This is a genomic window from Pseudoleptotrichia sp., from assembly GCF_057270515.1.
This window is the reverse complement of record NZ_DBHIXS010000001.1, coordinates 107,980-133,656: the sequence shown is the minus strand read 5'-3', so window position 1 is coordinate 133,656 and position 25,677 is coordinate 107,980. Positions and strand designations below refer to the sequence as shown.

28 protein-coding genes and 1 tRNA gene are annotated in these 25,677 nt (G+C 30.1%); 24 read left to right on the top strand and 5 right to left on the bottom strand.

Annotated elements, in window-relative coordinates:
• Positions 1 to 74: 74 nt before the first annotated feature.
• Together ACO5J6_RS00600 and ACO5J6_RS00595 are read left to right on the top strand one after the other, a co-directional pair.
• Positions 75 to 908: a hypothetical protein gene (locus ACO5J6_RS00600; RefSeq protein ID WP_485641405.1), complete on the top strand. Its 834-nt coding sequence runs from the start codon at positions 75 to 77 to the stop codon at positions 906 to 908.
• Between the two features lie 14 nt (positions 909 to 922).
• Positions 923 to 1,279, top strand: a complete 357-nt coding sequence (locus tag ACO5J6_RS00595) for a hypothetical protein (RefSeq protein WP_485641404.1) — start codon at positions 923 to 925, stop codon at positions 1,277 to 1,279.
• Positions 1,280 to 1,506: 227 nt separating this feature from the next.
• Here ACO5J6_RS00595 and ACO5J6_RS00590 read toward each other — a convergent pair whose 3' ends face one another.
• Positions 1,507 to 2,724 carry a replication initiation protein gene (locus ACO5J6_RS00590; RefSeq protein WP_485641402.1) on the bottom strand — a complete coding sequence of 406 codons (1,218 nt, stop codon included), beginning with the start codon at positions 2,722 to 2,724 and terminating at the stop codon, positions 1,507 to 1,509.
• A 293-nt stretch (positions 2,725 to 3,017) separates the two neighbouring features.
• On the opposite strand from ACO5J6_RS00590, the gene ACO5J6_RS00585 reads away from it, so the two are divergent.
• The 7 genes from ACO5J6_RS00585 (at position 3,018) to ACO5J6_RS00555 (ending at position 8,682) form a co-directional block, all read left to right on the top strand.
• Positions 3,018 to 3,914 (top strand): DUF7916 family protein, encoded by an 897-nt coding sequence (locus ACO5J6_RS00585; protein ID WP_485641401.1) that lies wholly within the window; start codon positions 3,018 to 3,020, stop codon positions 3,912 to 3,914.
• A gap of 179 nt (positions 3,915 to 4,093) precedes the next feature.
• Entirely contained in the window at positions 4,094 to 4,420 is a 327-nt protein-coding gene (locus ACO5J6_RS00580) for a PTS sugar transporter subunit IIB (RefSeq protein ID WP_485641399.1), read from the top strand.
• Position 4,421: 1 nt separating this feature from the next.
• Entirely contained in the window at positions 4,422 to 5,774 is a 1,353-nt protein-coding gene (locus tag ACO5J6_RS00575) for a PTS sugar transporter subunit IIC (RefSeq protein WP_485641397.1), read from the top strand.
• 145 nt (positions 5,775 to 5,919) lie between these two features.
• On the top strand, positions 5,920 to 6,441 hold the full coding sequence (locus tag ACO5J6_RS00570) for a GrdB-related putative oxidoreductase (RefSeq protein WP_485641395.1): 522 nt from the start codon (positions 5,920 to 5,922) through the stop codon (positions 6,439 to 6,441).
• Between the two features lie 17 nt (positions 6,442 to 6,458).
• Positions 6,459 to 7,415: a glycosylasparaginase gene (locus tag ACO5J6_RS00565; RefSeq protein ID WP_485641394.1), complete on the top strand. Its 957-nt coding sequence runs from the start codon at positions 6,459 to 6,461 to the stop codon at positions 7,413 to 7,415.
• Between the two features lie 7 nt (positions 7,416 to 7,422).
• Positions 7,423 to 8,550, top strand: a complete 1,128-nt coding sequence (locus ACO5J6_RS00560) for a Sapep family Mn(2+)-dependent dipeptidase (protein WP_485641392.1) — start codon at positions 7,423 to 7,425, stop codon at positions 8,548 to 8,550.
• A 57-nt stretch (positions 8,551 to 8,607) separates the two neighbouring features.
• Positions 8,608 to 8,682: transfer RNA gene (locus tag ACO5J6_RS00555), tRNA-Cys, on the top strand.
• 631 nt (positions 8,683 to 9,313) lie between these two features.
• On the opposite strand, the gene ACO5J6_RS00550 is transcribed toward ACO5J6_RS00555, so the two are convergent.
• From ACO5J6_RS00550 to ACO5J6_RS00540, 3 genes are all read right to left on the bottom strand, one after another.
• Positions 9,314 to 10,198, bottom strand: a complete 885-nt coding sequence (locus ACO5J6_RS00550) for an HD domain-containing protein (RefSeq protein WP_485641391.1) — start codon at positions 10,196 to 10,198, stop codon at positions 9,314 to 9,316.
• Positions 10,199 to 10,793: 595 nt separating this feature from the next.
• On the bottom strand, positions 10,794 to 11,312 hold the full coding sequence (locus tag ACO5J6_RS00545; protein ID WP_485641389.1) for an NAD(P)H-dependent oxidoreductase: 519 nt from the start codon (positions 11,310 to 11,312) through the stop codon (positions 10,794 to 10,796).
• 124 nt (positions 11,313 to 11,436) lie between these two features.
• Complete coding sequence (locus tag ACO5J6_RS00540; protein WP_485641387.1) at positions 11,437 to 12,066, bottom strand: NAD(P)-dependent oxidoreductase; 630 nt, start codon at positions 12,064 to 12,066, stop codon at positions 11,437 to 11,439.
• Between the two features lie 277 nt (positions 12,067 to 12,343).
• Between ACO5J6_RS00540 and ACO5J6_RS00535 the strand changes: the two genes are divergently transcribed.
• The 3 genes from ACO5J6_RS00535 to ACO5J6_RS00525 all read left to right on the top strand — a co-directional run bounded on the left by ACO5J6_RS00535 (position 12,344) and on the right by ACO5J6_RS00525 (position 15,421).
• Complete coding sequence (locus tag ACO5J6_RS00535; RefSeq protein WP_485641650.1) at positions 12,344 to 12,667, top strand: winged helix-turn-helix transcriptional regulator; 324 nt, start codon at positions 12,344 to 12,346, stop codon at positions 12,665 to 12,667.
• Positions 12,668 to 12,966: 299 nt separating this feature from the next.
• The gene (locus ACO5J6_RS00530; protein WP_485641385.1) at positions 12,967 to 14,796 is read left to right on the top strand and encodes a PAS domain-containing protein; all 1,830 of its coding nucleotides are present in this window, start codon (positions 12,967 to 12,969) and stop codon (positions 14,794 to 14,796) included.
• A 43-nt stretch (positions 14,797 to 14,839) separates the two neighbouring features.
• Positions 14,840 to 15,421 (top strand): cob(I)yrinic acid a,c-diamide adenosyltransferase, encoded by a 582-nt coding sequence (locus tag ACO5J6_RS00525; protein WP_485641383.1) that lies wholly within the window; start codon positions 14,840 to 14,842, stop codon positions 15,419 to 15,421.
• A gap of 112 nt (positions 15,422 to 15,533) precedes the next feature.
• Here ACO5J6_RS00525 and ACO5J6_RS00520 read toward each other — a convergent pair whose 3' ends face one another.
• Entirely contained in the window at positions 15,534 to 16,280 is a 747-nt protein-coding gene (locus tag ACO5J6_RS00520) for a gamma-glutamyl-gamma-aminobutyrate hydrolase family protein (protein WP_485641381.1), read from the bottom strand.
• A 143-nt stretch (positions 16,281 to 16,423) separates the two neighbouring features.
• Here ACO5J6_RS00520 and ACO5J6_RS00515 point away from each other — a divergent pair, with 143 nt between their 5' ends.
• The 12 genes from ACO5J6_RS00515 (at position 16,424) to ACO5J6_RS00460 (ending at position 25,500) form a co-directional block, all read left to right on the top strand.
• Complete coding sequence (locus ACO5J6_RS00515) at positions 16,424 to 16,831, top strand: chorismate mutase (protein WP_485641380.1); 408 nt, start codon at positions 16,424 to 16,426, stop codon at positions 16,829 to 16,831.
• A gap of 19 nt (positions 16,832 to 16,850) precedes the next feature.
• A complete protein-coding gene (locus tag ACO5J6_RS00510) occupies positions 16,851 to 17,594 on the top strand; it encodes a pseudouridine synthase (protein ID WP_485641378.1) in 744 nt (247 codons plus the stop codon).
• Between the two features lie 37 nt (positions 17,595 to 17,631).
• Positions 17,632 to 18,447: a shikimate dehydrogenase gene (aroE, locus tag ACO5J6_RS00505; protein WP_485641376.1), complete on the top strand. Its 816-nt coding sequence runs from the start codon at positions 17,632 to 17,634 to the stop codon at positions 18,445 to 18,447.
• Between the two features lie 91 nt (positions 18,448 to 18,538).
• A complete protein-coding gene (locus ACO5J6_RS00500) occupies positions 18,539 to 19,408 on the top strand; it encodes a hypothetical protein (protein WP_485641374.1) in 870 nt (289 codons plus the stop codon).
• Entirely contained in the window at positions 19,398 to 20,111 is a 714-nt protein-coding gene (locus ACO5J6_RS00495; RefSeq protein WP_485641372.1) for a hypothetical protein, read from the top strand. The genes ACO5J6_RS00500 and ACO5J6_RS00495 overlap by 11 nt, the downstream gene beginning before the upstream one ends.
• A 158-nt stretch (positions 20,112 to 20,269) precedes the next feature.
• Positions 20,270 to 20,458, top strand: coding sequence for a DUF4250 domain-containing protein (locus ACO5J6_RS00490; RefSeq protein ID WP_485641370.1), 189 nt, complete (start codon positions 20,270 to 20,272; stop codon positions 20,456 to 20,458).
• Positions 20,459 to 20,510: 52 nt separating this feature from the next.
• Positions 20,511 to 21,014, top strand: a complete 504-nt coding sequence (locus ACO5J6_RS00485; RefSeq protein ID WP_485641369.1) for a shikimate kinase — start codon at positions 20,511 to 20,513, stop codon at positions 21,012 to 21,014.
• Between the two features lie 24 nt (positions 21,015 to 21,038).
• Positions 21,039 to 21,500, top strand: coding sequence for a type II 3-dehydroquinate dehydratase (gene aroQ, locus ACO5J6_RS00480; RefSeq protein ID WP_485641367.1), 462 nt, complete (start codon positions 21,039 to 21,041; stop codon positions 21,498 to 21,500).
• A 29-nt stretch (positions 21,501 to 21,529) separates the two neighbouring features.
• Positions 21,530 to 21,979 (top strand): HutP family protein, encoded by a 450-nt coding sequence (locus tag ACO5J6_RS00475; RefSeq protein WP_485641365.1) that lies wholly within the window; start codon positions 21,530 to 21,532, stop codon positions 21,977 to 21,979.
• Positions 21,980 to 22,001: 22 nt separating this feature from the next.
• On the top strand, positions 22,002 to 22,670 hold the full coding sequence (locus tag ACO5J6_RS00470; protein WP_485641363.1) for an HAD family hydrolase: 669 nt from the start codon (positions 22,002 to 22,004) through the stop codon (positions 22,668 to 22,670).
• Between the two features lie 178 nt (positions 22,671 to 22,848).
• Complete coding sequence (locus ACO5J6_RS00465) at positions 22,849 to 24,102, top strand: glucose-1-phosphate adenylyltransferase (RefSeq protein WP_485641361.1); 1,254 nt, start codon at positions 22,849 to 22,851, stop codon at positions 24,100 to 24,102.
• Between the two features lie 12 nt (positions 24,103 to 24,114).
• Positions 24,115 to 25,500: a glycogen synthase gene (locus ACO5J6_RS00460; protein ID WP_485641359.1), complete on the top strand. Its 1,386-nt coding sequence runs from the start codon at positions 24,115 to 24,117 to the stop codon at positions 25,498 to 25,500.
• Positions 25,501 to 25,677: the final 177 nt, after the last annotated feature.

Genomic DNA, 25,677 nt, shown 5'->3' with positions numbered 1-25,677 from the left:
TTTTTTGTTATATAATTTTTATATAAAATATTTATTTTTTTAATATGAAATAATATAAAATATAAGGAGGATTTATGACAAGTAAGTTATCAAATGAAACTACAGGTAAAAAAATAGTTGATTTATTTACAGCTGTAATTCAGGAAACAAGAAGAACTTTTGAAAGTTATTCTTATGATGAACTAAAAAAAGCTTATAATCTTTCAGATAAAGAGATAGAAAGTAATGCAACAAAATATGTTTTAAGTATCAAGGCGACAGATTTAGCAATTGATTTAGCCTTGACTTACTTTGTTTCAAAAAGTAATATGAAAATTCCTATAAAAAATTTAGCAAAGCTCGCATCTGATATTTTTATTGCAAAAGGTATAAGAATTACTACAAAACAAATAACAGACTTTATTATGAAAAAGTTAAATAATAAAGCTAAAAAAATGGTGACAGAGGAAACAAGGATCAGTCCCAGTGATATAATGATGGCAACACACGAAGAAACAAATGAAATAAAAAAACAAATAGATTACTATGAAAAAGAAAGACTTTATCCGGCAATAGCTGCCAGAGAAGTTGACAGATATTTGGCGGCTGGTAAATTAGCTGATAAAGATGAAGATTTTTTATTACCTATAACAACTAAACATTTGATAGGACTATCTTCAGAACATACAAATAATATGTGTAAAGGCGATTATGTATGTATAGACGAAGAAAAATTTAGAAAAAAATATCCTAATGGAGATATAAAAATTGCCAGAGAAAGATTAAGTAGATTTCTTAATTTTAGAGATAATTATAAAAATCCAAATTGGATAGCAAGAACAAACTATTATTTAAAACCATTTACAAAATCGGAACGTCCATATAGCAATAGTATGAATAAACAACAAAACAATGGTCATAGCCGTTAAGAAAGCAGGTAAAAATGAATGCAGTAATATTTATAAGAAATCTCTTCACAGTTTTATCATTAGGAACAATTTTAAAAGCTCAACAGATCGGCAAGGATATTGATCTAAAAATTATCAATGAAATTTTATTTTTAATATCTTCTTTATATGCTATATATAGAATTGATTATAAAAAAGTTATTTTTACTGAATTAGCTGCTATTGGTTTATTTGTGCTGCTGGAATTATTTACAGGAGGCAAAATCATCATCAAAGAAATAGAATGGACTTTGACAACATTTTATTTCTTGGTATCAATTATATTATTGGATGATAGTAAAAGGCTGTATCAAATGGATAAGGAAAGAAAAGAACTGGAAGATGATGAATAAAAATCAAAATTAACAAATTTGATAAAAAGAGGATGTCTCATAAGTCAAAAATAATTTTACTAACATAAATGTTATATATTTTTAAAAATTAACAGATATTATTTTTATTGATTTTATAAATATATTAAAATATATAAAATTTATGATTTAGTAATTTTATTTACTTTATGAGACATCCCCTTTTTAAATTTGTCAATAATTCTTCAAAAATATAAAGAAGCTGTAAATTAATCAGTTTCCTGTTTGGAGCTGTTTATTTTTTCAATTATATTCTCGGGTAAGTATATTCTAATTATAGATTTTTTATCTGAATAGTATTTCACATAAATTCCGATTTCTCCATTTATAAATTCAAAGTAATCACTATCGTTAAAATAACTGATAGAATGAATGTTTTTCAGTTCAAAATCCTGAAGAAGCGATTCTATTTCAGGATAGTGTCTTTTAATCTCATTAATTTTTCTTGTAAGAGTATAAAATAATACTATTGGCGATTTGACAGTCCTATTTATATCGATATATAATTTTAAATTATTGTAAGCCCAGTCAAGTAATAAAGCTTTTTTTAAATTTCTCTCGAAATTTCCGAAAGAATAATTTTTCAGATAATCAATATTATCCTGAACATATTTATATCCTCTTTTGGCGACATACATAACAAGCAGACGGTAAATTTCTTCAGGTTTTTCAACATATTCTTTAATAAGTTCGACAGTTTTGTAGATAGTATCATCATAAGGAGTGTATATTTTTTCGGATTTTTTCACTAAAAAAGTTATTTCCGTGATTTTATTCGTAAGTCTTGCTCCGTCTTTTATTTTCTTGTATTCTATATTAAATTCCGTAAATGTATTTATATCTAAAACGGCTTTTTTTAAAATATGCTTTTCAAAATCAAAAAATCTTTTATACTTATCATCAGAATTTAAATATATTTTTAATGACGAAACTGGGAGACTGATTTCTTTTTTATCTTTTGCAATTTTTATAATATTATTGTAAAGATTGAAAGAAAATGAGTCGCCCATAAAAATAAACTTATCGATTTCTAAAAGAGAGAAAAAATTTTTCTCATTTGAAAAACAATATTTAAATTCTTCGGCAAAAAAGATTTTACAGTAATCCGAAGTCAGAAGAAACGAAGATATCAGCCCAAAAGAACCTGAATATTCATTATCTGAAAGAGAAACGGTGAAAAATATCCGTTTTTCAGTCAGATTTTTAAAAAATGAAGCATAGTCGGTAATAGAAGAAAATTCAGGAGTAGTGTTAATTTCATCGAGTCTTATTTCAGCATTATCCAAAAAAGATGAATTTGAAATAATTTTAAAAAAGAGTAATTTTAGAAATATTTTTTCATTTTTAGTTATTTTTTTTGAAAATATCAGTTTAATATTTTTTTTATTTATATCAGTGAATTTTTCGGAAAAATATATATTTTTCATATCTCCTCCCATATAGCGAAAAAATATTTATACGTTTCGTTAAATTTTTATATATAATTTTAAGATATATTAACTAAAAAAATATACACGAAAAAAATATAATTTCTTTCGTTTATTTATAATTATACTGTAAATATTAAAAAAAATCAAGGGATAAAAAATTATTAATTATAAAAAAATAAATTAATGATTAAAAAAATAATTTTTGACAAAATAAAAAACGTGAGGTATAAAAGTAATATGAAAATGGAGTACATTAAAATAACAGTGTACACATACGAAAGGAGAGAATAATGTCAAAAAGATTACTTAACTGTTTTACAAGTGATTTTAGAAAAATGTCGGGGCAGGACTTGAAAAATGCCATTAAAGCGAGTGAAGGAAGAACAGTTTTATCTGAAAATGTAGTAAATAGAAGAACAGTTACAGGAGATGTTACAAACAGTGAGCTGGCAAGAGCCTTTGGAGCAGACCTTATATTACTCAATGGATTGGATGTATACAATCCTGATATAGCTGCTCTGCCTGAAACTGATGAGCCGATAAAATTATTAAAAAAATTGACAGGGAGACCTGTAGGACTTAATTTGGAACCTGTAGACCTGAATGCTGAAATGATGGAAGACATAGAAATCATTCCGGAAGGTAGAATATGTTCCGAAGCAACACTGAAAAAAATATCTGAAATGGGATTTGATTTTGTTTGTCTTACAGGAAATCCGGGAACGGGAGTATCAAACAGACAAATTGTCGAGGGAATAAAACAGGCTAAAAAACATTTTAATGGAATGGTAATAGCAGGGAAAATGCACGCTGCCGGAGTAAATGAACCTGTCGTAAATTTGGATGTTGTGAAACAGTTTATAGAAAGCGGTGCAGACGTCATAATGATGCCTGCTGTAGGAACTGTACCCGGATTTACTCAAAATGAAATGATAGAAGCCGTGAGATATATTAAGGAAAAAGGTGCCCTTTCCATGTCTGCGATAGGTACAAGTCAGGAAAGCTCAACAAGGGAAACTATAAGGGAAATAGCTATTATGAATAAAATCGCAGGAGTAGATATTCAGCACATAGGAGATGCAGGATATTCAGGAGTAGCTAATTTTGAAAATATAATGGAACTTTCCATAGCTATAAGAGGAGTAAGACATACAATAAGAATGATAGCAGCATCCAATGACAGATAGTATAATGGGAATGTGAAAATAGGGAAAAATAGGGAAGTTATAAAAGTAAAAAGAAGTTATAAGAATAAAAGAATATGAAATTAAAGAAGTTATGAAATTAAAGAAGTTATAAAATTAAAGAAGTTATGAAATTAAAGTTATAAAGAAAATCAGAAGATTATTTTACAAGGGAGGATTTTATGAAAAAAATATACTTGTTCTGTTCAGCAGGAATGTCGACAAGTTTAGTTGCAAAGAGAATGCAGGAGGTGGGAGATAAGCATAATTTACCTGTTGAAGTGAAAGCATTTCCTGATAATAAAATAGACATGATTGTTGAGGAATTTCATCCGGATATAATCTTATTAGGACCTCAGGTGAAGTTTAAATTTGAAGAAACAGCTTCAAAATATGAACCAAAAGGAATTCCTGTAGCGGTAATTGACCTTGAAGATTATGGAAAAGTAGACGGAGAACGTATTTTAAAAAGAGCAATAAAAATCTTAAAAGAAAAGGCGGTAAAATAATATGTTTGACAAATTGGAGAAAGTATTAGGGCCTTTGGCTTCTAAATTAAGCAGTAATAAAGTTTTAATTGCAATTCGTGATGGATTTTTAGTAGGTACACCTTTAATCATAGTAGCATCGATATTTATAGTTATCGGAAATTTTCCTCTTCCGGGATATTCAGAATTTATAGCCCGATTTTTTGGAGAAGGTTGGGAAGCATATCTTGACTCGGTTATAAATTCCACATTTGGTATATTGGCATTACTTGGAGTTTTGGGTATCGGATATTATTACGGTAAAGCAAAAGGAATAGAAGGAATAGCAGGAGCAGCAGTATCATTAGTAGCATTTCTTATTTTGAGTCCCCAATCTCATCCTCTGTTCGTAAATGAAAAAGGAAGTGCATTTGGAGGATTTGCATTTGGAAACTTAGGTACAAAAGGGTTATTTCTTGCAATGATTACGGCACTAATTTCAGTAACAATATTTACCGCTGTAAAAAATAAAGGTTGGACAATAAAAATGCCTGACGGTGTACCGCCTGCGGTAATGAATTCATTTGCGGCGTTAGTACCGAGTATGTTTGTTATGCTTGTGTTTTTCATTGTAAGATTGTTCTTTATTTTCTTTACTAAGGACGGATATGCTCATGATTTTATCTACAAAGTATTGCAGGCACCTTTAATGGGATTTGGACAGAGTCTGATATTTGAACCTATTTATCAGTTCCTGTCAACATTATTCTGGTTCTTCGGTATTAACGGACCTGCCGTTACAAATACTATATTCAATCCTTTACATCTTGCAATGAATGCTGAAAATCTTGCCGCATTTAAAGCAAATCAGCCATTACCTAATATATTTACAGGTTCATTCGGAGACTTTTTCTGTAACTTCGGAGGAGGAGGAAGTACACTGTCCCTTGTATTACTGATGATATTCAAAGGAAAATCCGAACGTATGAAAAAATTAGGAAAATTATCAATAGTGCCGGGAATTTTCGGTATAAATGAAATGGTTATTTTTGGACTTCCTGTAGTGCTGAATCCGATTATTGCAATTCCATTTTTATTAGTACCGTTAGTTAATACAATTTTATCTACAATCGTAACATTGTTACATATAATTCCTCGTACAACAGGAGTGTTGCTACCTTGGACAACACCTTTATTCTTCTCCGGCTGGTTATCCACAGGAAGTATAGTTGCAGGACTTTTCCAGATAATACTGGTAATAATAGGATGTATAATTTACTATCCGTTCTTCAGAGTACTGGATAGCCAATATTTGAAAGAAGAAAGCAAACCTATAGAAAAACAGGGAAATGATGATTTGGATGATATTTCCCTTGATGACATATCTTTTGATTAATATTAAGATTATTAGGAAAATTGTCCTGAATATAATTTTACGTATTTATTTATAACTACTGAATTCAGGACAATTCTTTATTTTTAAAGAAACTATATCTTTAAAAAAATTAATGATAATACAGAAAGGATATTCAGGATATACAATGAGAATAATATTGTTTTTTGACCAGATACAGTCAGGAACAGGGGGAAAAGAGGGTTCATATGTGGAACTGGCAGTGGAAAAAGGTGGAGTAGCGTCATATATGATGTTTGAAGAATATATAAAAGAAATAGGAGGGACTGTACTTGCGACAACATATTGCAGCGACAGCTATTTTGAAAAAAATGAGGAAACAGTTCTTACAAAAATGGAAGGACTTATAAATAAAGTAAAAGCTGATATCCTTTTATGCGGACCATGTTTTAACTATCACGGTTATGCCAAAATGTCTGCCATTCTTGCAGATTATATTCAAAAAAATACAGAATGTAAACCAGTTGTAGTGTGTTCGGAAGAAAACAGTGATGTCATTGAAAAATTTAAAGACAGGATAGTTATGATAAAAATGCCCAAGAAAGGCGGTGTAGGTCTAAGAGAATCATTAAAAAATATGGCAAAAGTTATTGAAACAGTGTATAATAAGGAAGAGTTGAAAAAAGTGGAAAATTATATATATGAATAAGAAATGGAGTGAAAATTATGTGGGGAATAATTGCTACATGGTGTATGGCACACGAAGGTGTCGAAAAAGCTGTAAAAATACTTAAAGAGGACGGAAAAGCGGGAGATGCTATAGAAAAAGCGATAAAAAATGTAGAAGATTTCCCTTATTACAAGTCGGTAGGTTACGGAGGACTCCCAAATGAGGAAATGCAGGTGGAACTTGATGCGGCTTATATGGACGGTACAAATTTTGACTTTGGTGCGGTATGCGCCATAAAGGATTTTGCCAATCCTATATCTGTAGCAAAAAAGTTGAGCAAACTGAATGAAAACAGTATGCTTGTCAGTTCGGGAGCCGAATTATATGCTCAGAAAGAAGAATTTGAAAGAAAAAATATGCTTACTGAAAGAGCTAAAATTCATTATAAAAACAGAATAAAAGACATTCAAGAACCGGAACTGAAACCTTATTCGGGTCATGATACGGTGGGAATGGTCTGTCTGGATAAATATAAAAACATAGTTTCAGGAACATCTACAAGCGGACTTTTTATGAAAAAAAGAGGACGTATAGGGGATTCTCCCATTATAGGGTCAGGACTTTATGCCGACAGCGAAATCGGTGGAGCAAGTGCCACAGGATTAGGCGAGGACATAATGAAAGGGATCATTTCCTATGAAATAGTAAAATTAATGGAAGAAGGACTAAGTCCGCAGGAAGCCTGTGAGAAAGCAGTAGTAAAATTTGAAAATAAAATGATGAAAAAAAGAGGTAAAATAGGAGATATTTCAGTTATTGCGATGAATAATAAGGGAGAATGGGGAGTTGCAACAAATATTGAAAATTTTTCCTTTGTAGTCGGAAATGAACTTTCAGAAGTAAAAATTTATCGGGCAAAGAGGGTGAAAAATAAGACGAAATATGAGCCTGCAACAGAAGAATGGATACAGCAGTATACAGATGAAAGAATGAAGCCTATAGAGGAGAAATAAGATGAATATGGAAAAGAAGCGGGAAATAATAAATGAGGTGAAAAATATACAGAATGATCTGATAACCTCAATAAGGGAATTAGTTTCAATATACAGTGTGGAAACAGGCTCTTTTGAAAATATGCCTTTTGGAGAGGGTCCTTATAAAGCATTATGCAAAGCACTTGAAATATCTGAAAAATTAGGATTTCAAACTAAAAATATTGATAATAAAATAGGATATGCTCAATATGGAGAGGGAAAAGACGGATATATAGGGATTTTTGGACACGTAGACGTCGTACCCATAGGAGAAGGCTGGAATTACGACCCGCTAAAAGGTACAATCGAAAATAACTGCATATACGGACGAGGAGTTCTGGACAATAAAGGACCTATTTTGGCGAATTTGTTTGCATTATATATCTTAAAAAAATGTAATGTAACTTTTGACGTTCCTGTCAGGATAGTGTTCGGAACAAATGAAGAAACAGGATTTAACTGTGTAAAACATTACCTCACGAAAGAAAAACCTCCCATTTTCGGCTGGACACCTGATTGCAAATGGCCGGTAGTTTATGGAGAGAGAGGACGTCTGAGAGTAAAAGTCTACGCGGAAATTGAATACAGCAAGGAATTTTATGATTTTGTAAACGGATATGTCTTATTTGCACCGTCCAATGGAGCAAATTTAAATATAGATTTTGAAGATGAAGATTTTGGAGAAATGATAATGAGAGGTTATAAATTAGGTACTCATAGAGATATAAACTATTTTGAATGGACTATGTGTTATCCTAAAAGCTGTACGAAAAATCAGATAATAAAGCTAATAAAACGGAAACTGACTAAAGGTCTTAAATTGGAAGAAATTTCAAACTGGGATCCTATATTGTATGATAAAACTTCCAAATATGTAAAAACACTCCAAAAAGTTTATAATAATGCAACGGGATTTGATGCGACTCCTGTTACAACGACAGGTGGAACTTATGCCAAAATCATTCCTAATATTATTGCTTATGGACCAAGTTTTCCGAAACAAAAAGATATAGCTCATTTGCCCGATGAATGGCTAAATTTAAAAGACTTGGAAAAGATTACCGAAATATATGCACTGGCATTATATGAGATAAGTAAGCTCAAAAATAAGTAACTGAACAAAAAATAATTTGACAAACATATATATTAGTGATATACTTATAAAGTTAATGGCGACATGGTCGAGGGGCTTAGGCAGAGGTCTGCAAAACCTTGTACACCAGTTCGAATCTGGTTGTCGCCTCCAATAAATCAGCTAAAAAATGGATATATAGTGCAAGACAGTATTTATACTTAATTGCACATTTTTATTTTATTTATGATATTTTGAAGATAACTATTATTTGTTATAATTTGCTTAAATTTATTATTGTTTCAATTTATTTGGCAACATACTGACAATATATCACAACTTAGTGGTTACAGTATAATTTAAAAGTCTGATTATTTACTAAATAATAATTTTAACTTTTTTATATATAAAAATGAAGGTAAATAAGAAAAATATTGTTAAGTTAATCAACAGAGAGAAAGTTGAATTCAAATTAAAAATATTATTAGTAAAAGCTATATGTAAAATATTTTGAATTAAATCTTGGCTAATGAATTAATTAATGGTAACTGGATAGTGTTTCATATTTTATTAAATATAAAAAAATAAAAGTAAAATAGAAATTTCTTTATTTTAAATATACTTTTTATGCTAAACATTATTTTCTAAAATATTTATGATACACTCTTCTACATCATTAACTAATTGACTATGTAATTAACTTGCTTTATAATAAAAAGGCCCGCTGTTTTGAGGGTTAAACAATTGTTATTTAATTTAAACATAGAAATATCATTAAAAGAATCTTCCAACGATCTGTGTTATGCTAAATTTCAGACATTTTTTTAATTTCTCCATTAATAAGAATGTAAGGGTCTATATACCTATGTTTTATTTCTATTTTTTCTTCTAATAATGAAAATTCATTAATTTTTTTCTTGTTGATTATATCTTTTAGTTCTTTCTTTTTTGAAGAATTTTCGATTTTTTTTAATATGTATTCATCTGTGAAATTAAAATCCTTAAATTGAATGATCTTTTCATTTAAAGCAGAAATCAATAAATTACATAGCATTGTATTTATATATCTATTTAAGGGATCTTGAAAATATTCTACAACCTCTTTAAAATATAATTCCTGAAACCATTTTCCAATTTCTAAAGAATTAATACACAATTTGTTTTGATATATTACCAAATGGGTTAATAATTTTTCGATCTCTTTAAGTGAAACTCTTTTTTGTCTAAATAGATCTCTTAAAGTATAATCTATCCTATCAAATGATAATTCCGGCAATTTGGCATCCAAAAATTTGTAACTGTTTGACATTATTTTTTTTATATTTAAATTATACTTTTCAAAGATATTTAGTAGTTCTTTATCATTTAAGAATTCTTTTTGTATTTCTTCATGATAACTTTCATCTTTATTTTTTAAAATATAATCTATAACATGTGAAAAAGCTGTATGTGAAATATCGTGTAAAAGTGCTTTTATTTGCTCTTCAAGACTTCCATTAAATTTTAAAGATAATATCATTGTTCCTATTGAGTGTTCTTGCCTAGTTACATTCCATAACTTATTAACTAAGTATCCTCCACCCGATTGATATATATTTTTTAATCTTTTAAAAACTTTAGTTTCCATTATCTCATAAATAACATCATCTATATAATATTCTCCATATAATTCATCATTAATTTTATTCATTAACTTTTGCCTCTTTTTCTAATTTTTTTAATAGCATAAATTGTTTTTGAAATTTTTCAAAACTTATATTTCTTTGGTCGTTATAAATATAATCTTTATTGTTAAGACTATTTATTATTTCAAATAAATAGTTTTCAAATGATAATTTCCATATTGAAATATTTTTATTAATACCCTGTTTATGGACGAATTTGAAATAAATTGATATTTATTAAATTTAAAAAAGTTTTCTTGTCTCAAAATATCTTCTTCTAAATATATTAAATTATATAATAATAAATACCTCATGTTTTTAAATTTGTCAATATAAAAAAATATAAAGAGAAAAATTTTTTTGAAATTTTAAACTAATAATTGCCAACATACTAATATAGCTGACAAATAACTTTATGACATAAAGATTGCTCGAATTTGTGAGCAATTTTTTTATATAAAAATTCTCTATATAAAAAATAACTATAAAAAAACTGCCTCAAAATCAGAAGAAAATAAATATAATTTTTTACATAATTTATTATAAACTTCTTTCTTTTTGAAACAGTTTTACATTTTGAAATAATTTCAGATTTTTAAAATAATTTTTTTATTTGTCTTATTATCTTGGATTTCTTATATATTCAATATATTTTTTGGCATTTTCCGACATTTTTTCATCGCTCATATCTTGAACTGCTCCAAATACTGCAAAATGAGGTAAAGGTTTTGCCTCTACATAGAGTGTGCATGCACGAAATGGAGATAAAATTTCACTCAAAGATATAGTAGTGTATTCTGTTTCCAAACCTCCTGCGGAAACAGCAACTCCTATTTCTTTATTTTTCAGTTTTCCTCCTTCAGGAACACCATACGCCCAACCGAAAGTCCAGACGTCATCAAACCATTTTTTCAGCAATGGAGGACAGCTAAACGAATATATAGGAAATTCCAAAATAATTCGTCCATATTTTTCCATTAATTTCTGTTCTTTTTCTATGTCAATATTCCAATCAGGATATTTTTTGTAAAGTTCGTGTACTTCAAACTCATCGGGATATTTTTCCAGTTCTTCTTTCAATTTTTTGTTAATTCTTGAATTTTGCATATTAGGATGTGCTAAAATTACAAGTGTTTTCATAATACATCATTCCTTTCAAATTTGATTTTTTCTAATTCAATATTTTTAAATTAAGTATTTTAAAATCTAATATTTTCAGATTCAGAATTGTTAAACAATCTCAAGATTAGGGTATATCTGAAAATTATTTTTCCAAAACGGAAATTCTTTCCTTTATATGATTTCCTTTTTCAATCTCATCAACCATAGCAACGACGTAATCAGCATAACTTATTTTGCTTTCGCCTTTATCATTTACTGTAAATTTTTCTCCTGCAAGAATATATTGTCCTGTCTTTTCTCCACTTTCGTCAAAGTCAGCCGCAGGGCTGATATATGTCCAACGAACGTTATTCTTTTTACGAAGTTCAGCAAGACCTTTAGCCATTGCATTTGCTACAGGCTTATAATCTTCAGGAAAATCAGGTGTTTGGGATAATTGAGTTTTATGCTCTTTGTCAACATACAGACTTCCTGCTCCTCCTACGACGAGTAAACGTGTTTCTTTTCCTGCCAGTAAAGCACTTAAATGCTCCAAAGATGTAGTATGTTGCGGCAATGTTTCAGGAGTCCATGCGGAAAATGCCGTAACTACAGCGTCAAATCCTTTCAAATCGTCTGCTGTCAGATTAAATAAATCCTTCTGTATAACATTTTTAGCTATATTTTTATTTTCGCTACGTACTATTGCCGTTACATCAAATCCTCTTTCTACCGCTTCTTTCACGATTAGTCTCCCCGCTTTACCGTTTGCTCCTATAACTGCTATTTTCATTGTAATTACCTCCTAAATTCTCTTTTTATAATGAAATTATACAGTATAAAATTTCGGATGTGAAGTAAGCACTTTTTTGTATTATAGTTACTTAATGGAAACTCTTGAGAAAAATCTATATATAAACAGAATAAAAAATTTTAAGGGATTTCCTATTTACAAATATTTTTATTGTAGTATAATAGAAGAAAGTGTGTTTTATGGAAATTAGTATAAAAAAGAAAGTAAAGATAAATAAGACTATAAGGAAAAAAAGAAAGGATTGAACAATATGAAAATAAATAAAAAAGAATTACCTGACTGTTCTGTAGAAACAACGTTAATGCTTATATCGAATAAATGGAAGATACTTATTATAAGAGATTTGTTTGACGGCACAAAAAGGTTTAGTGAACTGAAAAAATCAATAAATAATATTTCCCAAAAAGTTTTAACATCTAATTTGAGGGAAATGGAAAAAAATGGGCTACTGACAAGGAAAATATATCCTGAAGTGCCTCCGAGAGTGGAATATACGCTAACAAAAATAGGAAAAAGTCTAAGTCCTATTTTAGAAGAAATGGATAAATGGGGAACGGGATACAAGGAAAAAATCAAATAATCAGTTAAAAACTGTATCAAAAGTTACACTTTTTTATAGAAAAATATGTTACAATTTAACAAAATACTTTTATAGTCAAATAATTTATTTTTAAAATTACTTTATTTGTTTTATATTTATTTTTTTCTGTCTTTTCAGTAGTTTTATTGTTATTGCTATACGGTTCTATAGTATACAGAAAATTTATTTATAAAAAAATTATTTAATTTGAGATTATTTAACTAATGAAATTATTTGATGAATAAATAAAAAATTGCAATGATAGGAAAGATATATATAAATAAAGGTGGTGTGTTTAAATGAAAAAAGATATGAAGGAACATCTGAATATTGATGTCGCAATGATTGAAAAGATGACTAATATAAAAAGGGATTACATTGAAGGGAAAACAGATTATGAAACTACGAAAGCTCTTATAAAACAGAATTTTACAAAGATAACTCCCGCAGAATTTGCTTATTCCGAACAAAAAATAAAAGATTTGGGCTTTGATGACAACACTGTTCATGACAAGATGAACGACGTATTGGGACTGTTTGACGATATTATCGTGAGAGAAGCACCTGATTTACCCGAGGGACATCCTATAAGTACTTATCTTATGGAAAATTTTGTCATAAAAGAATTAATTGCGGAAATGAAAGAAGAAGCTGACAAAAAATTTATAAAAAATAAATGGCTCGAATTATACGACAAACTTTACAAATTTAACATACATCTTTCAAGAAAACAGCATCAGCTCTTTTCAATGCTTGAAAGAAAAGGTTTTGACAGACCGTCAAGAATAATGTGGAGCTTTGATAACGCGGTAAGGGATAGCATAAGCAAAGCAAGGCACCTTTTGAATGAGGACAAGATAGATGAATTTATGGAGCAGCAAAAACTTGTATGGGAATTGACACTGGATATAATGAACAAAGAAGAGGAAGTCCTTTATCCTACATCATTAAAAATGATTACCGAAGAAGAATTCAGAGGAATGAGACCGGGAGACGATGAGATAGGATATTGTCTTATTGACAAACCTGAGGGCTTTTATCCTGAAACAAAAGAAGAAGAAAAAGTTTCCAAGGAAAATTCTGCAGAAAATTCTGCAACTCAAAATCAGGCAGGATTTATGAATGATTTGGCAAGTCTGCTTTCCAAATATAATATGGGAAATGAGCCTAAAAAAGAAAATGATGTTCTCAATGTGAAACAGGGGAAACTTACATTGGAACAAATAAACCTGATTTATCAACATATGCCGGTAGACCTCTCTTTTGTTGATGAAAATGAAATTGTAAAATTTTATACAGATACGAAACATAGAGTATTTCCAAGAAGTGCAGGAGTAATAGGGAGAGATGTGAAAAACTGTCATCCGAGAGAAAGTGTGGATACGGTTATGGCTATATTTGACGCTTTCAGAAAAGGGGAGCAGGAAGAAGCGGAATTCTGGCTGGAAACAAACGGTAGATTTGTATATATCACTTATACGGCGGTAAGAGATGAAAACGGTAAATTTAGAGGAGTTCTCGAAATGATGCAGGATATTACAAAAATCAGAAGCCTGACAGGACAGAGAAGACTTTTGATGTGGGAAAATCCCGCTAAAAAAAGTGAAAGCTACGAACAAAAAAATGAAGAAGATAAAAGCGAATACGGATTTGATAAAAACTCCGTAATTGGAGATATAATAGATAAATATCCGTATATAAAAGAATTTATGCCGACATTGGCTCCTGAATATACAAAGCTTTTAGACCCTGTACAGTATATGATTATGTCCAAAGTAGCTACTCTTGATATGATTGCCGAAAGAGGAGGGTTTACGGTTCCTGAATTGATTAACAAAATAGAAGAGAGAATAAAAAGAGAAGAAAGAAAAACGGGTGATACTGAGATTGCAAGTGAGTATGGTCTTACAAAGGACTCGATAATAGGAAATATAATAGATAAATACCCATATATAAAAGAGTTTATGCCGACATTATCACCTGTATACAACAGACTTCTCAATCCCGTACAATATATGATTATGTCCAAAGTGGCTACCCTTGATATGATTGCAGCACGTGGAGGTTTTGAAGTTGATGACCTGATTAAAAAAATGGAAGCTAAAATCAGAGAAGAGGAAAATAAATAGTTTTTGAACCAAATTTGAACCAAAGAACCAAAGGAGAATAATTATGAAAATTTATACAAAATACGGAGATAAAGGGTTTACAAGATTATATGGAGGAGATCGGGTAAGCAAGACTAATATAAGAGTTGAGGCATACGGTACAACTGATGAAGTATGTTCATTACTGGGGTCAACTGTAGCTAAAATGGCAAATTATCCTGAATTATCAGATATCAGAGAAGAATGTATAACTATTCAGCATCATTTATTTGACTGTGGCAGTGATTTGGCGACTCCGAGAGAGTTACGTCCCTACAAACAGACAGAAAAAGATGTGGAATGGCTGGAAAAAAGAATAGACGAATATCTTCCCTCACTACCTCAACTGCAATGCTTCATAATTCCCGGAGGTAGTAAAGTTGCGGCAGAATTTCATATATTAAGAACTGCAACAAGACGTCTGGAACGGAAAATGGTAGCCGTTATTGAAGCGGGAGAAAGTGTAAACGAAGAAGGGTTACGTTATATAAACAGACTTTCCGACTATTTCTTTGTAGTTGCATGTCTAATAAATGTAAGAATGGGGATAAAAGAAGTGGATTATGTCCGTAGTGATAAAATATTTAAATTGGGAAATAAAAAATAAGATTATCTCATAGACTTGGGATAAATTCAGATAAAAAGTAAACTATTAAAAAACAGCAGTTTTTGTAATTCTGCTGTTTTTAAATTTTAATATATCTTAGTTTTTTATAATTTTAAATTTTCCCAATCCTATTTTTTACGGTATTGACGAATTTTTCAAACAGTTTTACAGAGTTCTCATCTGTATGTATCATTGATTCAGGATGCCACTGAACACCTAAAATAAAGCTGTCATCCGAAATATTTTCAATAGCTTCTACGGCACTGTCTTTGCTTCTCGCAATGACTTTAAAGCCGTCAGCAACTTCGTTTACAATCTGATGATGAAAGCTGTTTACAAGTGCGTCGTTTCCGTATATGTCCTCAAGAAAGCTTTCTTTCTTTATATCAATAGAATGAGTAGGTCTGTCCCATTTTGAAGCTTGGGAATGTTTTATATAAAAATCGCTGTTATAAGCTAAATCCTGATAAAGTGTTCCTCCAAAAGCCACATTTATAATCTGGTGTCCTCTGCAAATTCCTAAAACGGGTTTTTTCTGTTCGACAGCGGTTTTTAAAAGCAGAATATCGAAATTATCTCTATCCAAGAAAGTTTCTTCAATATTCTGTTTAGGTTCTTCTCCGAAAAGCTGAGGAAAAACATCATGTCCGCCTGATAGAATTAATCCGTCAACAAAATTTATCTGTTCTTTTGTAACTTCGGTATTTGTATTAAATGGAATAATAAAAGGAATTCCTCCTGTTTTTATGACAGCTTCTATATAAGCGTGATTTACATAGGCTCTCTCATAGCCGTTAAATTTTCCTCCTTCTGTTACTAAAATATTTCCTGATATTCCTATAATAGGCTTTCTCTCCATTTCTATCTCCTTTGGTTTATCATAATTTTTCAGTAATAGTATTTAACCACAATTTTCGTTCATAGTCAATTGCTATTTATAAATATTTGAATTTATGATATAATCTACAAAATAAATAATCGTAATCCAAAAAGGAGCCTGTTATGAAAGAAATGACTGATAAAACTGAAAAAACAGTGGATTTAGGAAAGATAAATTCAGATAAATCAGATAAGACAAATTTGATTGATTTTTATGACAGCGATTTAAATAATACTGATTTTAGTGATATGAATTTAAATAATATAGATGAAATAAGAAATAAAATTGATGAAATTGACGGGAAACTTGTAAAACTCATTGAAGAACGTCTGAAAATCGTAGAAAATGTGGCATTGTATAAAAAACGGAACAATATTCAGATTTTTGATGAAAAAAGGGAAAAAGAAGTAATAGAAAAAAATTTGAAAAAAGTTATAAATAAAGAACTCGAGAGCTATATAGAGATGATATTAAAAGATATTATGAAGACAAGCAAACTGTACCAGAAGAAAAAAATAGAAAATGAATAATAATTTAAGGAAAAGATAAATGAGATTGGACAGATTTTTGGCAAATTCGGGAGTGGGGACGAGAAAAGAAACAAAAGAAATTTTAAAAAAAAGAAAAATAAAAGTAAATGATAGTATAATAATTGACGGAAGTGTTCATATTGATGAAAATAAAGATATTATAAAATATGAAGATAAAGTAATTTCATATAAGCCTTTTATCTATGTAATGATGAATAAACCTGACGGAGTAATATCCGCAACAGAGGACAGGGAGCATAAAACGGTGATTGAGCTTTTAGGAAATGATTACAGGACTTACAGTATGTTTCCTGTAGGCAGACTGGATATTGATACTGAAGGGCTGCTTATACTGACCAATGACGGAATGTTGACCCATAACCTGCTTGCACCCAATAAGCATGTAAATAAAAAATATTATGTGGAATTGAAAAATCCTGTATCACAGTCTGATATTGAAAAATTGGAAAAAGGAATAGAGCTTGAAAATGGGTTTATTACAAAAGATGCAAAAATAGAAGTAATAGAAAATGCCGACATTCCTATTAATAAAAAAACAGGAGAAAGAACAGTAAGCAAAGCATATATTACAATTACCGAGGGAAAATATCATCAGGTGAAAAGAATGTTTAAAGCTTTAGATAATAAAGTAATCTATCTGAAAAGAATACAAATGGGAAAATTGAAACTGGATGAAAAGCTGAAAACGGGAGAATATAGGGAGCTTACTGAAAATGAAATAAAAATACTCAAAAATAATTGATAAAAATCCAAATTATTTACTCATTGAAAGGAGAAATATGGAAAAATTCGGATTGCTGGGGGAAAGGTTGGGACATAGCTTTTCAAAGGAAATACACGAAGCTTTTTTCAAGATTATCGGAAAAGAAGCCAAATACGATTTGATAGAAAAAAAATTTAGTGAAATACCTTCGTTTTTGGAAGAAATGAAAGCAGGAAAATATAAGGGACTGAATGTTACAATTCCTTATAAAGTTGAGATAATGCAATATCTGGATGAAATAACTCCTATTGCAAAGGAAATTGGAGCAGTAAATACCGTAACATTTAAGGACGGTAGACTGGTAGGCGATAATACCGACTATTACGGTTTTTTAAAAACTCTTGAAATGAAAAATATAGAAATTGAAGGAAAAAAAGTACTGATTTTAGGAACAGGCGGAGCCGCTAGAGCGGTATACAATGTACTGGCTGATAAAAAAGCGGAGCAGATATATATTGCTACAATTCTTGAAAATGATGTTTTTAAAGTAAGGAAGTATGACAGATTGTTAAATTATTCCGAAATAAGAAATATAAGAAATATCAGCCTTATTGTAAATTGTACACCTGTAGGAATGTACCCTGAAATAAATATGACACCTTTGGAAGATATAAACTTCATTGAGACCGAATACCTGATAGATTTGATATATAATCCGCAGGAAACGGTACTCATGAAAAAATACAAAATACAAGGAATAGAAAGCACAAACGGTCTTTTAATGCTCATATCACAGGCAATAAAGTCTGAAGAAATATGGAATGACAGAAATTATAATGAAAATATTTTAAAGGAAATATACAATAAACTTGTAAAAAAATTATATAAATAACAATAAACTAAGAAACTAAGTAATATATAAAAAATTATGAATACAATAATACACAAAAATTTTTATAAATAAAAAGAAAGGAATAAAGATAATGATAAAAAAAATAATTACGGCAATATTTGCAATAATGATTTCAAATACAGTATTTGCAATTACTAATGAACAAATTATTTCTCAAGGGGCAGCAAAACAGAAAGCCATTTTCGACAAATATTTCAACAAAACTCCCGGAGGAACTTCAAGAAAAGACCCAAATCTTTTAAATTCAGTCTTTCCGGAAGTAATAACTTATCTGGACGGTATAAACAGAGGAATTTATGATAAGGAATTCAATAGACTGAATTCTGCAAAGGAACATAAGAGAAAATCAATATTTAGAAAAATGTACGTTCAGTTTAATGACTACATAGTAGAAAATTCTAAAATTTCAAGAAATATTTTTTCAAATTTTTTACAGGAAAAATCTGATTTGCAAGCATATTCCTATACAAATGTATATTTATCCATAGAAGCTTTCAATCTGAATATGAATACTTATCTGGAAGGTCAGAAAAGTTCCGAAACTATAGATAAAAATGTGGAAACAATAATTGATTATCTATATTATAAAGGGGATGAGAAAACAAAAGAAGATTATATGGCTATGTCAAATCGTGAACTGACAAGCATTGTAGATAAGGAATACATAAATCTGAACAGTGCTTTGGAGAAAAGGATTGCCGAAGGAAATGCGACTGAAAGAAAGCAGGGAAATAATATAAAATCTTCGCTGAAAAAATTGGAAAGACTTTACAGACAATATGATAAAAGTTTTGAAGAATATATCGACGGGTCAGGCTTGAAAACAGAAGATAAGGAAAAAGTAAAAAAACTTGTAAAATTTGAAAATGTTGCAAGTCTGAAATTTTTAATAAAATCGCTTGAAAAAATAGAAGAAGGAGAAGAAGAAAGTGGACAATAACATTGAAAACAGAGAAATATATGATGAAATGGATAACTTCTGTGCAGAAGTTTTGAGTCCTGACGGACTTTTAAAATATATGCAGGTCAGAAAGGAATATTTTTTTGAGCCTAAAGAAACTATTGAAAAATATTTTGGAGACAGTGAATATAAGGGAAATATAGAAACATTCGGAGATTTTTTCTATTATTATTTGGCAAAATATGAAAATACTTATCTGTATACTTTTCTTGAAAAAGGATTTACAAAAAAATTCAGAAAATTACTGGAAGCCCATAATATAGACCCTAAACCTATGGATATAGATTGGCTGGGAATGGAAACAAAAGAAAGTAAATATAAGGAAGCTTTGTTTGATATACTTTATGCAATGATAAATTATGAGCTTAAGAAACAGGGACTTGCACTGTTCGGTCTGAATATAGGTCTTGAATCTGCATTGTATTTCATTGTTTCGGAAGATGCTTATGAAAGGATAAATAAAAAGGCTGAATTATATACGATATTTGATTTGGAATATCTGGAAACGATTTATAATGAAATTTTTGAAGTAAAAAGAGATTTGGGAGTAAAAGGACTCCAAGTGGGAGATTTTATCGAAAAGGATAAGGACGGGAGTCAGTATCATTCTTTATTCCTAAAAAACAATGTGGTAATAAAAGATGTAGATGAAGATAATGGCGAAGTATTATTGGTATTATAATATTCAATATTGAAGAATTATTTTGACTTATAATATAGTTTCAATATAGTTTATTTATAGAATAATTTATAAAAAAAATTAATACTGAAATTTAATAAAAGGATTATACGTTATCCTTAACAGACGTAAATATATTATATAAAGGAAGAAAAAATAATATGTTTGATTTTGAAAAAGGCGATATAAATATGATGTTAAGTCTTTTAAATATGAAATTAAGAGATGAATTTTCCAGTCTGGACAGTTTTGCGGATTATTATTCGGCGGATAAGACAGTTATATTAAAAAGAATGGAAGAAAACGGCTATTTTTATAACAGTGAAATAAATCAGTTCAAAAAAATATGATTGGCATATTTTTAGTATATTTTTAGATTAATATATATTTTAAGGGGAACGGATGAAAAATATAATATTAATAGGAATGCCTGCCAGCGGGAAAACAACTATCGGAAAACTCCTTGCAAAGAAAATAAAATACAAACATTATGATGCTGACAGATATTTGGAAGAAAAAGAGAAAACAAGGGTAACTAATATTTTTTCTGAAAGAGGAGAAGAGCATTTCCGAAACCTTGAAGAAAAATATTTAAAAGAATTATCCGAAAAAAAAGGAATAATAATATCTACAGGCGGCGGAGCCGTAAAGAAAAAAGAAAATATGGACGAGTTGAAAAAAAACGGCATTATAATTTTTTTAAGCAGGAAAATCGAAGATATTGCAAAAGAAAATCATAAATACAGACCTCTCTTGCAGAAAACGGAAAATATCAGTAAAATCTACGCTGAGAGAATAGATTTATATAATAAATATGCAGATATTATAGTAGAAAATGATGATACTTTGTATAAAGTTACAGATAAAATAGCGGAAATCCTGAAAGAAAGAAAATTTATAAAATAATCTAAAAATAGGGGATTATCTCATATGGAAAAAATAGAGGAAAGAAAAATAAAAAAAAAGAAAATAACGGTAATAAACGGTCCTAATTTAAATTTTCTGGGTATAAGGGAAACAGGAATTTATGGAAATGATAATTATGAAAATTTATGTAAATACATAGTAGAATATTGTGAGAAGAAAAATATTGAAATAAAGATTTTTCAGTCAAATTCCGAAGGGAAAATAATAGATTTTCTTCAGGATGCCTATTATGAAAAAACTGACGGTATTGTAATAAATCCCGGAGCATATACTCATTACAGTTATGCGATTTTTGATGCTCTGAAATCTGTTTCAATTCCGGCAGTTGAGGTACATCTGAGTAATATACACGAAAGGGAAGATTTCAGAAAAGTTTCTGTTACTGCTCCTGCCTGCCTTAAGCAGATATATGGAAAAGGAAAAGACGGATATATCGAAGCAATAAATTTTTTACTGGAAATGTAATAAGTCAAACTGTTACAGAAAGGAATAATATGGAATTTAATGATAATAAAAGTGTAGATGTATGCAGAGTTGCTCTAAAAATGTCGATTTCTTCGAGGGAAGAAGAAAAAAAATTTATAAAAGAATATAAGGCAAAAGGGATAAAAGTAGCCGCTGTAGATGTAGGCGGTTCCATGCCGAATTCAAGATTTAAATTCATTGAAAGTGCATTAATGGCAGCTAAAAGAAATAATATTATAAAAGATGAGCATGTTCACGACGGGGCTGTCATAGGTGCAATGAGGGAGGCTATGAGCCAGATAGAAACAAATATAAACGGACTGAGCGTAGGAGGAAAAATTGGTATAGCAAGAGACCACGAACATTTGGGAATTGCGATATTTCTAAGTGTGGGGATATTACAGTTTAATGAAGTGATAACTTCAATAGCACACAGGTCTATAACAGTTTTTCCTGACGAATACGAGTTTAACCGATAATTTTAATTAATAAGGAGAAGATATGGGTAAAAAATTATTTAAAAATCTTGATTTATTTATATTTGATATGGACGGACTGTTATTTGATACGGAAACAATATATGTAAATTACGGTAAGGAACTGGCAAAAGAAGCAGGATATATTATAACGGACGAAATTATCGAAAAAACTACGGGAATGACGGAAGAAAATGTAGAGGCTGTTTATATTCAGGAGTTAGGAAAAGATTTTCCTTATAAAGAATTGAGCGGCAAAGTTTACAAATATATAATAGAACAGGCGAAAAATGGAAGTATTCCCCTTATGACAGGAGCTGAAGAAATTCTTCAATATTTACATAATAACGATAAAAAAATGGTGCTTGCCACATCGGCAGACAGCTTAATGGCAAATACTTTGATTGAAAATAAAGGACTGAAAAAATATTTCAGTCATATCATAACTGCAAATGATGTAACGAATGGAAAGCCAAATCCCGAAGTGTTTCTTACTGCTGCGGAAAAAGCAGGTATTTCTCCTGAAAAATCCGCAGTTTTTGAAGATTCTTTTAACGGCATAAGGGCGGCTCATTCAGCGGGAATGTATCCTGTTATGATACCTGATAAATTACAGCCGACTGACGAAATAAAAAAACTGGTACATAAAAAATTTAATAATTTACTGGAAGTAATAGAATATTTTGAAAGATAAAAGATATTTTGTATTGATACTTTGTTTTGTTGACAGATTAGGTTAATTATCAGAAGAAGATAAAAGCAAAAAAATATAAAAATATATAAAATATATAGATAATATTTAATATTATCTATTTTAATTTTCGGAAAATGAGGTATACTATTAGTGTAGAGACTAAATGGGAGGTAATTTTATGGAAATTTTAGCAATGATTTTAGCCGGTGGAAGAGGTTCGAGACTGGATATCTTATCTGAAAAAAGGGTTAAACCGAGTGTCCCTTTTGCAGGTAAATTCAGAATTATAGATTTTGCACTAAGTAATTGTTCAAATTCAGGGATTTATGATGTTGCACTGCTGACGCAATATTTACCCCTTTCTTTAAACGAACATATAGGTTCGGGGAAGCCTTGGGATTTTGATAGAAGAGATTCGAGCATTACGATGTTGCAGCCTCATGAAAAACCGGAAGGAAATGTCTGGTATCAGGGGACAGCGGATGCAATAAGACAGAATATAGAATTTATCAAAAGTAAAAATCCCGAATATGTTCTTATATTATCAGGAGACCATATTTACAAGATGAATTATAACTGGATGTTGGATGACCATAAAAAAAGTAACGCCGAACTGACAATAGCAGTTCAGGAAGTACCTATGGAAGAAGCAGGAAGATTTGGTATATTTGAAGTTGATGAAAATAAAAAAATCCTGAATTTTGAGGAAAAACCGAAAGAGCCTAAGAGTAATTTAGCTTCAATGGGGATATATATTTTTAATACTCCTGTATTATTGGAATACCTTGAAAAACTTGAAAATAAGGACTTGGATTTTGGACAACACGTTATTCCTGCCATGATAAAAGATGACAGAAAAGTTTTTGTCCATACATATGACAGCTATTGGATGGATGTGGGAACATATGACTCCTATCTTGAGGCAAACCTTGATTTAATCAAGAAATCCGAAGAAGTCGGAATAGATTTATATGACAATGCATGGAAAATTTATACGAGAAATGAAAACCTTGCTCCCGTAAGGATAGGAATTACAGGAAGTGTCCTGAATTCTCTCATATGTAACGGCTGCAAAATTGAAGGCAGAGTCGAAAATTCTGTTTTAGGACCGGGAGTTACTGTAAGAAAAGGCAGTACAATAAAAAACAGTATCATTTTTTCAGGAAGCTATATAGATGAAAATACTCATTTGGATACAGTGATACTTGATAAAAGAGTATATGTAGGTAAAAACTCTTTGTTAGGTCATGGAGATGATTATACTGCCAATAAAGCAAAACCTGAATTATTAACAAAAGGCATAAGTGTGGTAGGAAAACATGCCCATTTGCCTGAAGGAACTATCGTGGGAAGAAATGTAAGAATTTTTGGATATGTTACACTGAATGATGAAAATAAATTTGTAAACAGTGGAGAAACTATTGAAAAATAAGGAGGATTTATCTTGAAAGTAGTATATTTGGCATCGGAAGTATTTCCTTTTTTTAAAACAGGAGGTTTAGCTGATGTAATGTATGCACTGCCTAAAAAAATGCAGGAATTAGGACACGAAGTTTCGATAATAATGCCCAAATATGATAAAATCCCTTTGAAATATCTTGAAAATCTTGAATGGATAGCAAGGCTTGAAAGCCATGGAGATATATTCAATCTTGTGAAATATCCTGATGATAAAATAAATTTTTATTTTATTGAAAATAAAGCTCTGTATGAGAGAGGACGTGTTTACGGGGATAATGATGAAGATATTCAGTATGCTATGTTTTCTGAACTGGCACTCAGATTTCTGAAAGAGATAAATTTACAGCCTGATATTTTACACTGCAATGACTGGCAGACAGGTCCCGTACCTTATTTTCTTAATGTTAGATATAATAATGACCCTTTTTATTGGGATATGAGAACAGTCTATACAATTCATAATCTGATGTATCAGGGAAGATTTTCAAAGTATTCTTTTGAAAGAATGGGATATTACACAGACGGCTATGATTTAAATTTTATGGAAATAGGGATAGGTTATGCTGATATAGTGAATACTGTCAGTCCGACTTATGCGGAGGAGATAAAATATCCGTATTTCAGTGAGGGGTTGGAGTGGATAACAAATAATAAGCATATTTATGGTGTATTGAATGGAATAGATATAGATTATTTTAATCCTGAAACAAACGAAGATATTATACATTTTAATAAAAACACCCTTGAAAAGAAAAAGGAAAATAAATACAGATTGCAGGAGAAATTGGGACTACCTAAATCCGATAATATGCTCATATCAATGATAACAAGACTTGTAGAGGGAAAAGGACTGGATTTGGTATCTCTCGTAGTGGAAAATCTTTTGAAGTATGATGCCGTTCAGATAGCAATATTAGGAAGTGGAGATAAATTCTATGAAGATTATTATAATTATCTGACTGCAAAATATCCTGATAAATTTAAAGTATACTTGGGATATAATCCCAATCTTGCAAATGAAATGTATGCCGGAAGCGATGCTTTTCTAATGCCGTCCAGATACGAGCCTTGCGGACTTAGTCAGATGATAGCAATGAGATTTGGAACAATCCCTATCGTCAGAGAAACGGGAGGATTGAAAGATACGGTTCAACCTTATAATATATATAGTGATGAAGGGAACGGTTTTTCATTTACGAATTTTAATGCAGATGATATGCTTTACACAATAAAAGTTGCCGAGGGTATATATTATGACAAGCCTGAAATATGGGAAAAACTCGTCAAAAGAAATATGTCTTTGGATTTTTCATGGGACAAGTCTGCAAAGGAATATTTAAAGTTATATGAGTTAGTAAAGAGCCGGTAATAATTAAAAAGTTTTATCTGACTTTATGTTTAAAAATATCTAAAAATGCCTTATAAATTAAGAGTAACATACTTCTCTAACTTATAGGGCAATTTTTTTATTTAAAAAATTGAGATTTTCTTTGACAAATAACGAGTAAGATAGTATACTTATAAACCTAAGACTATTATTATAAGA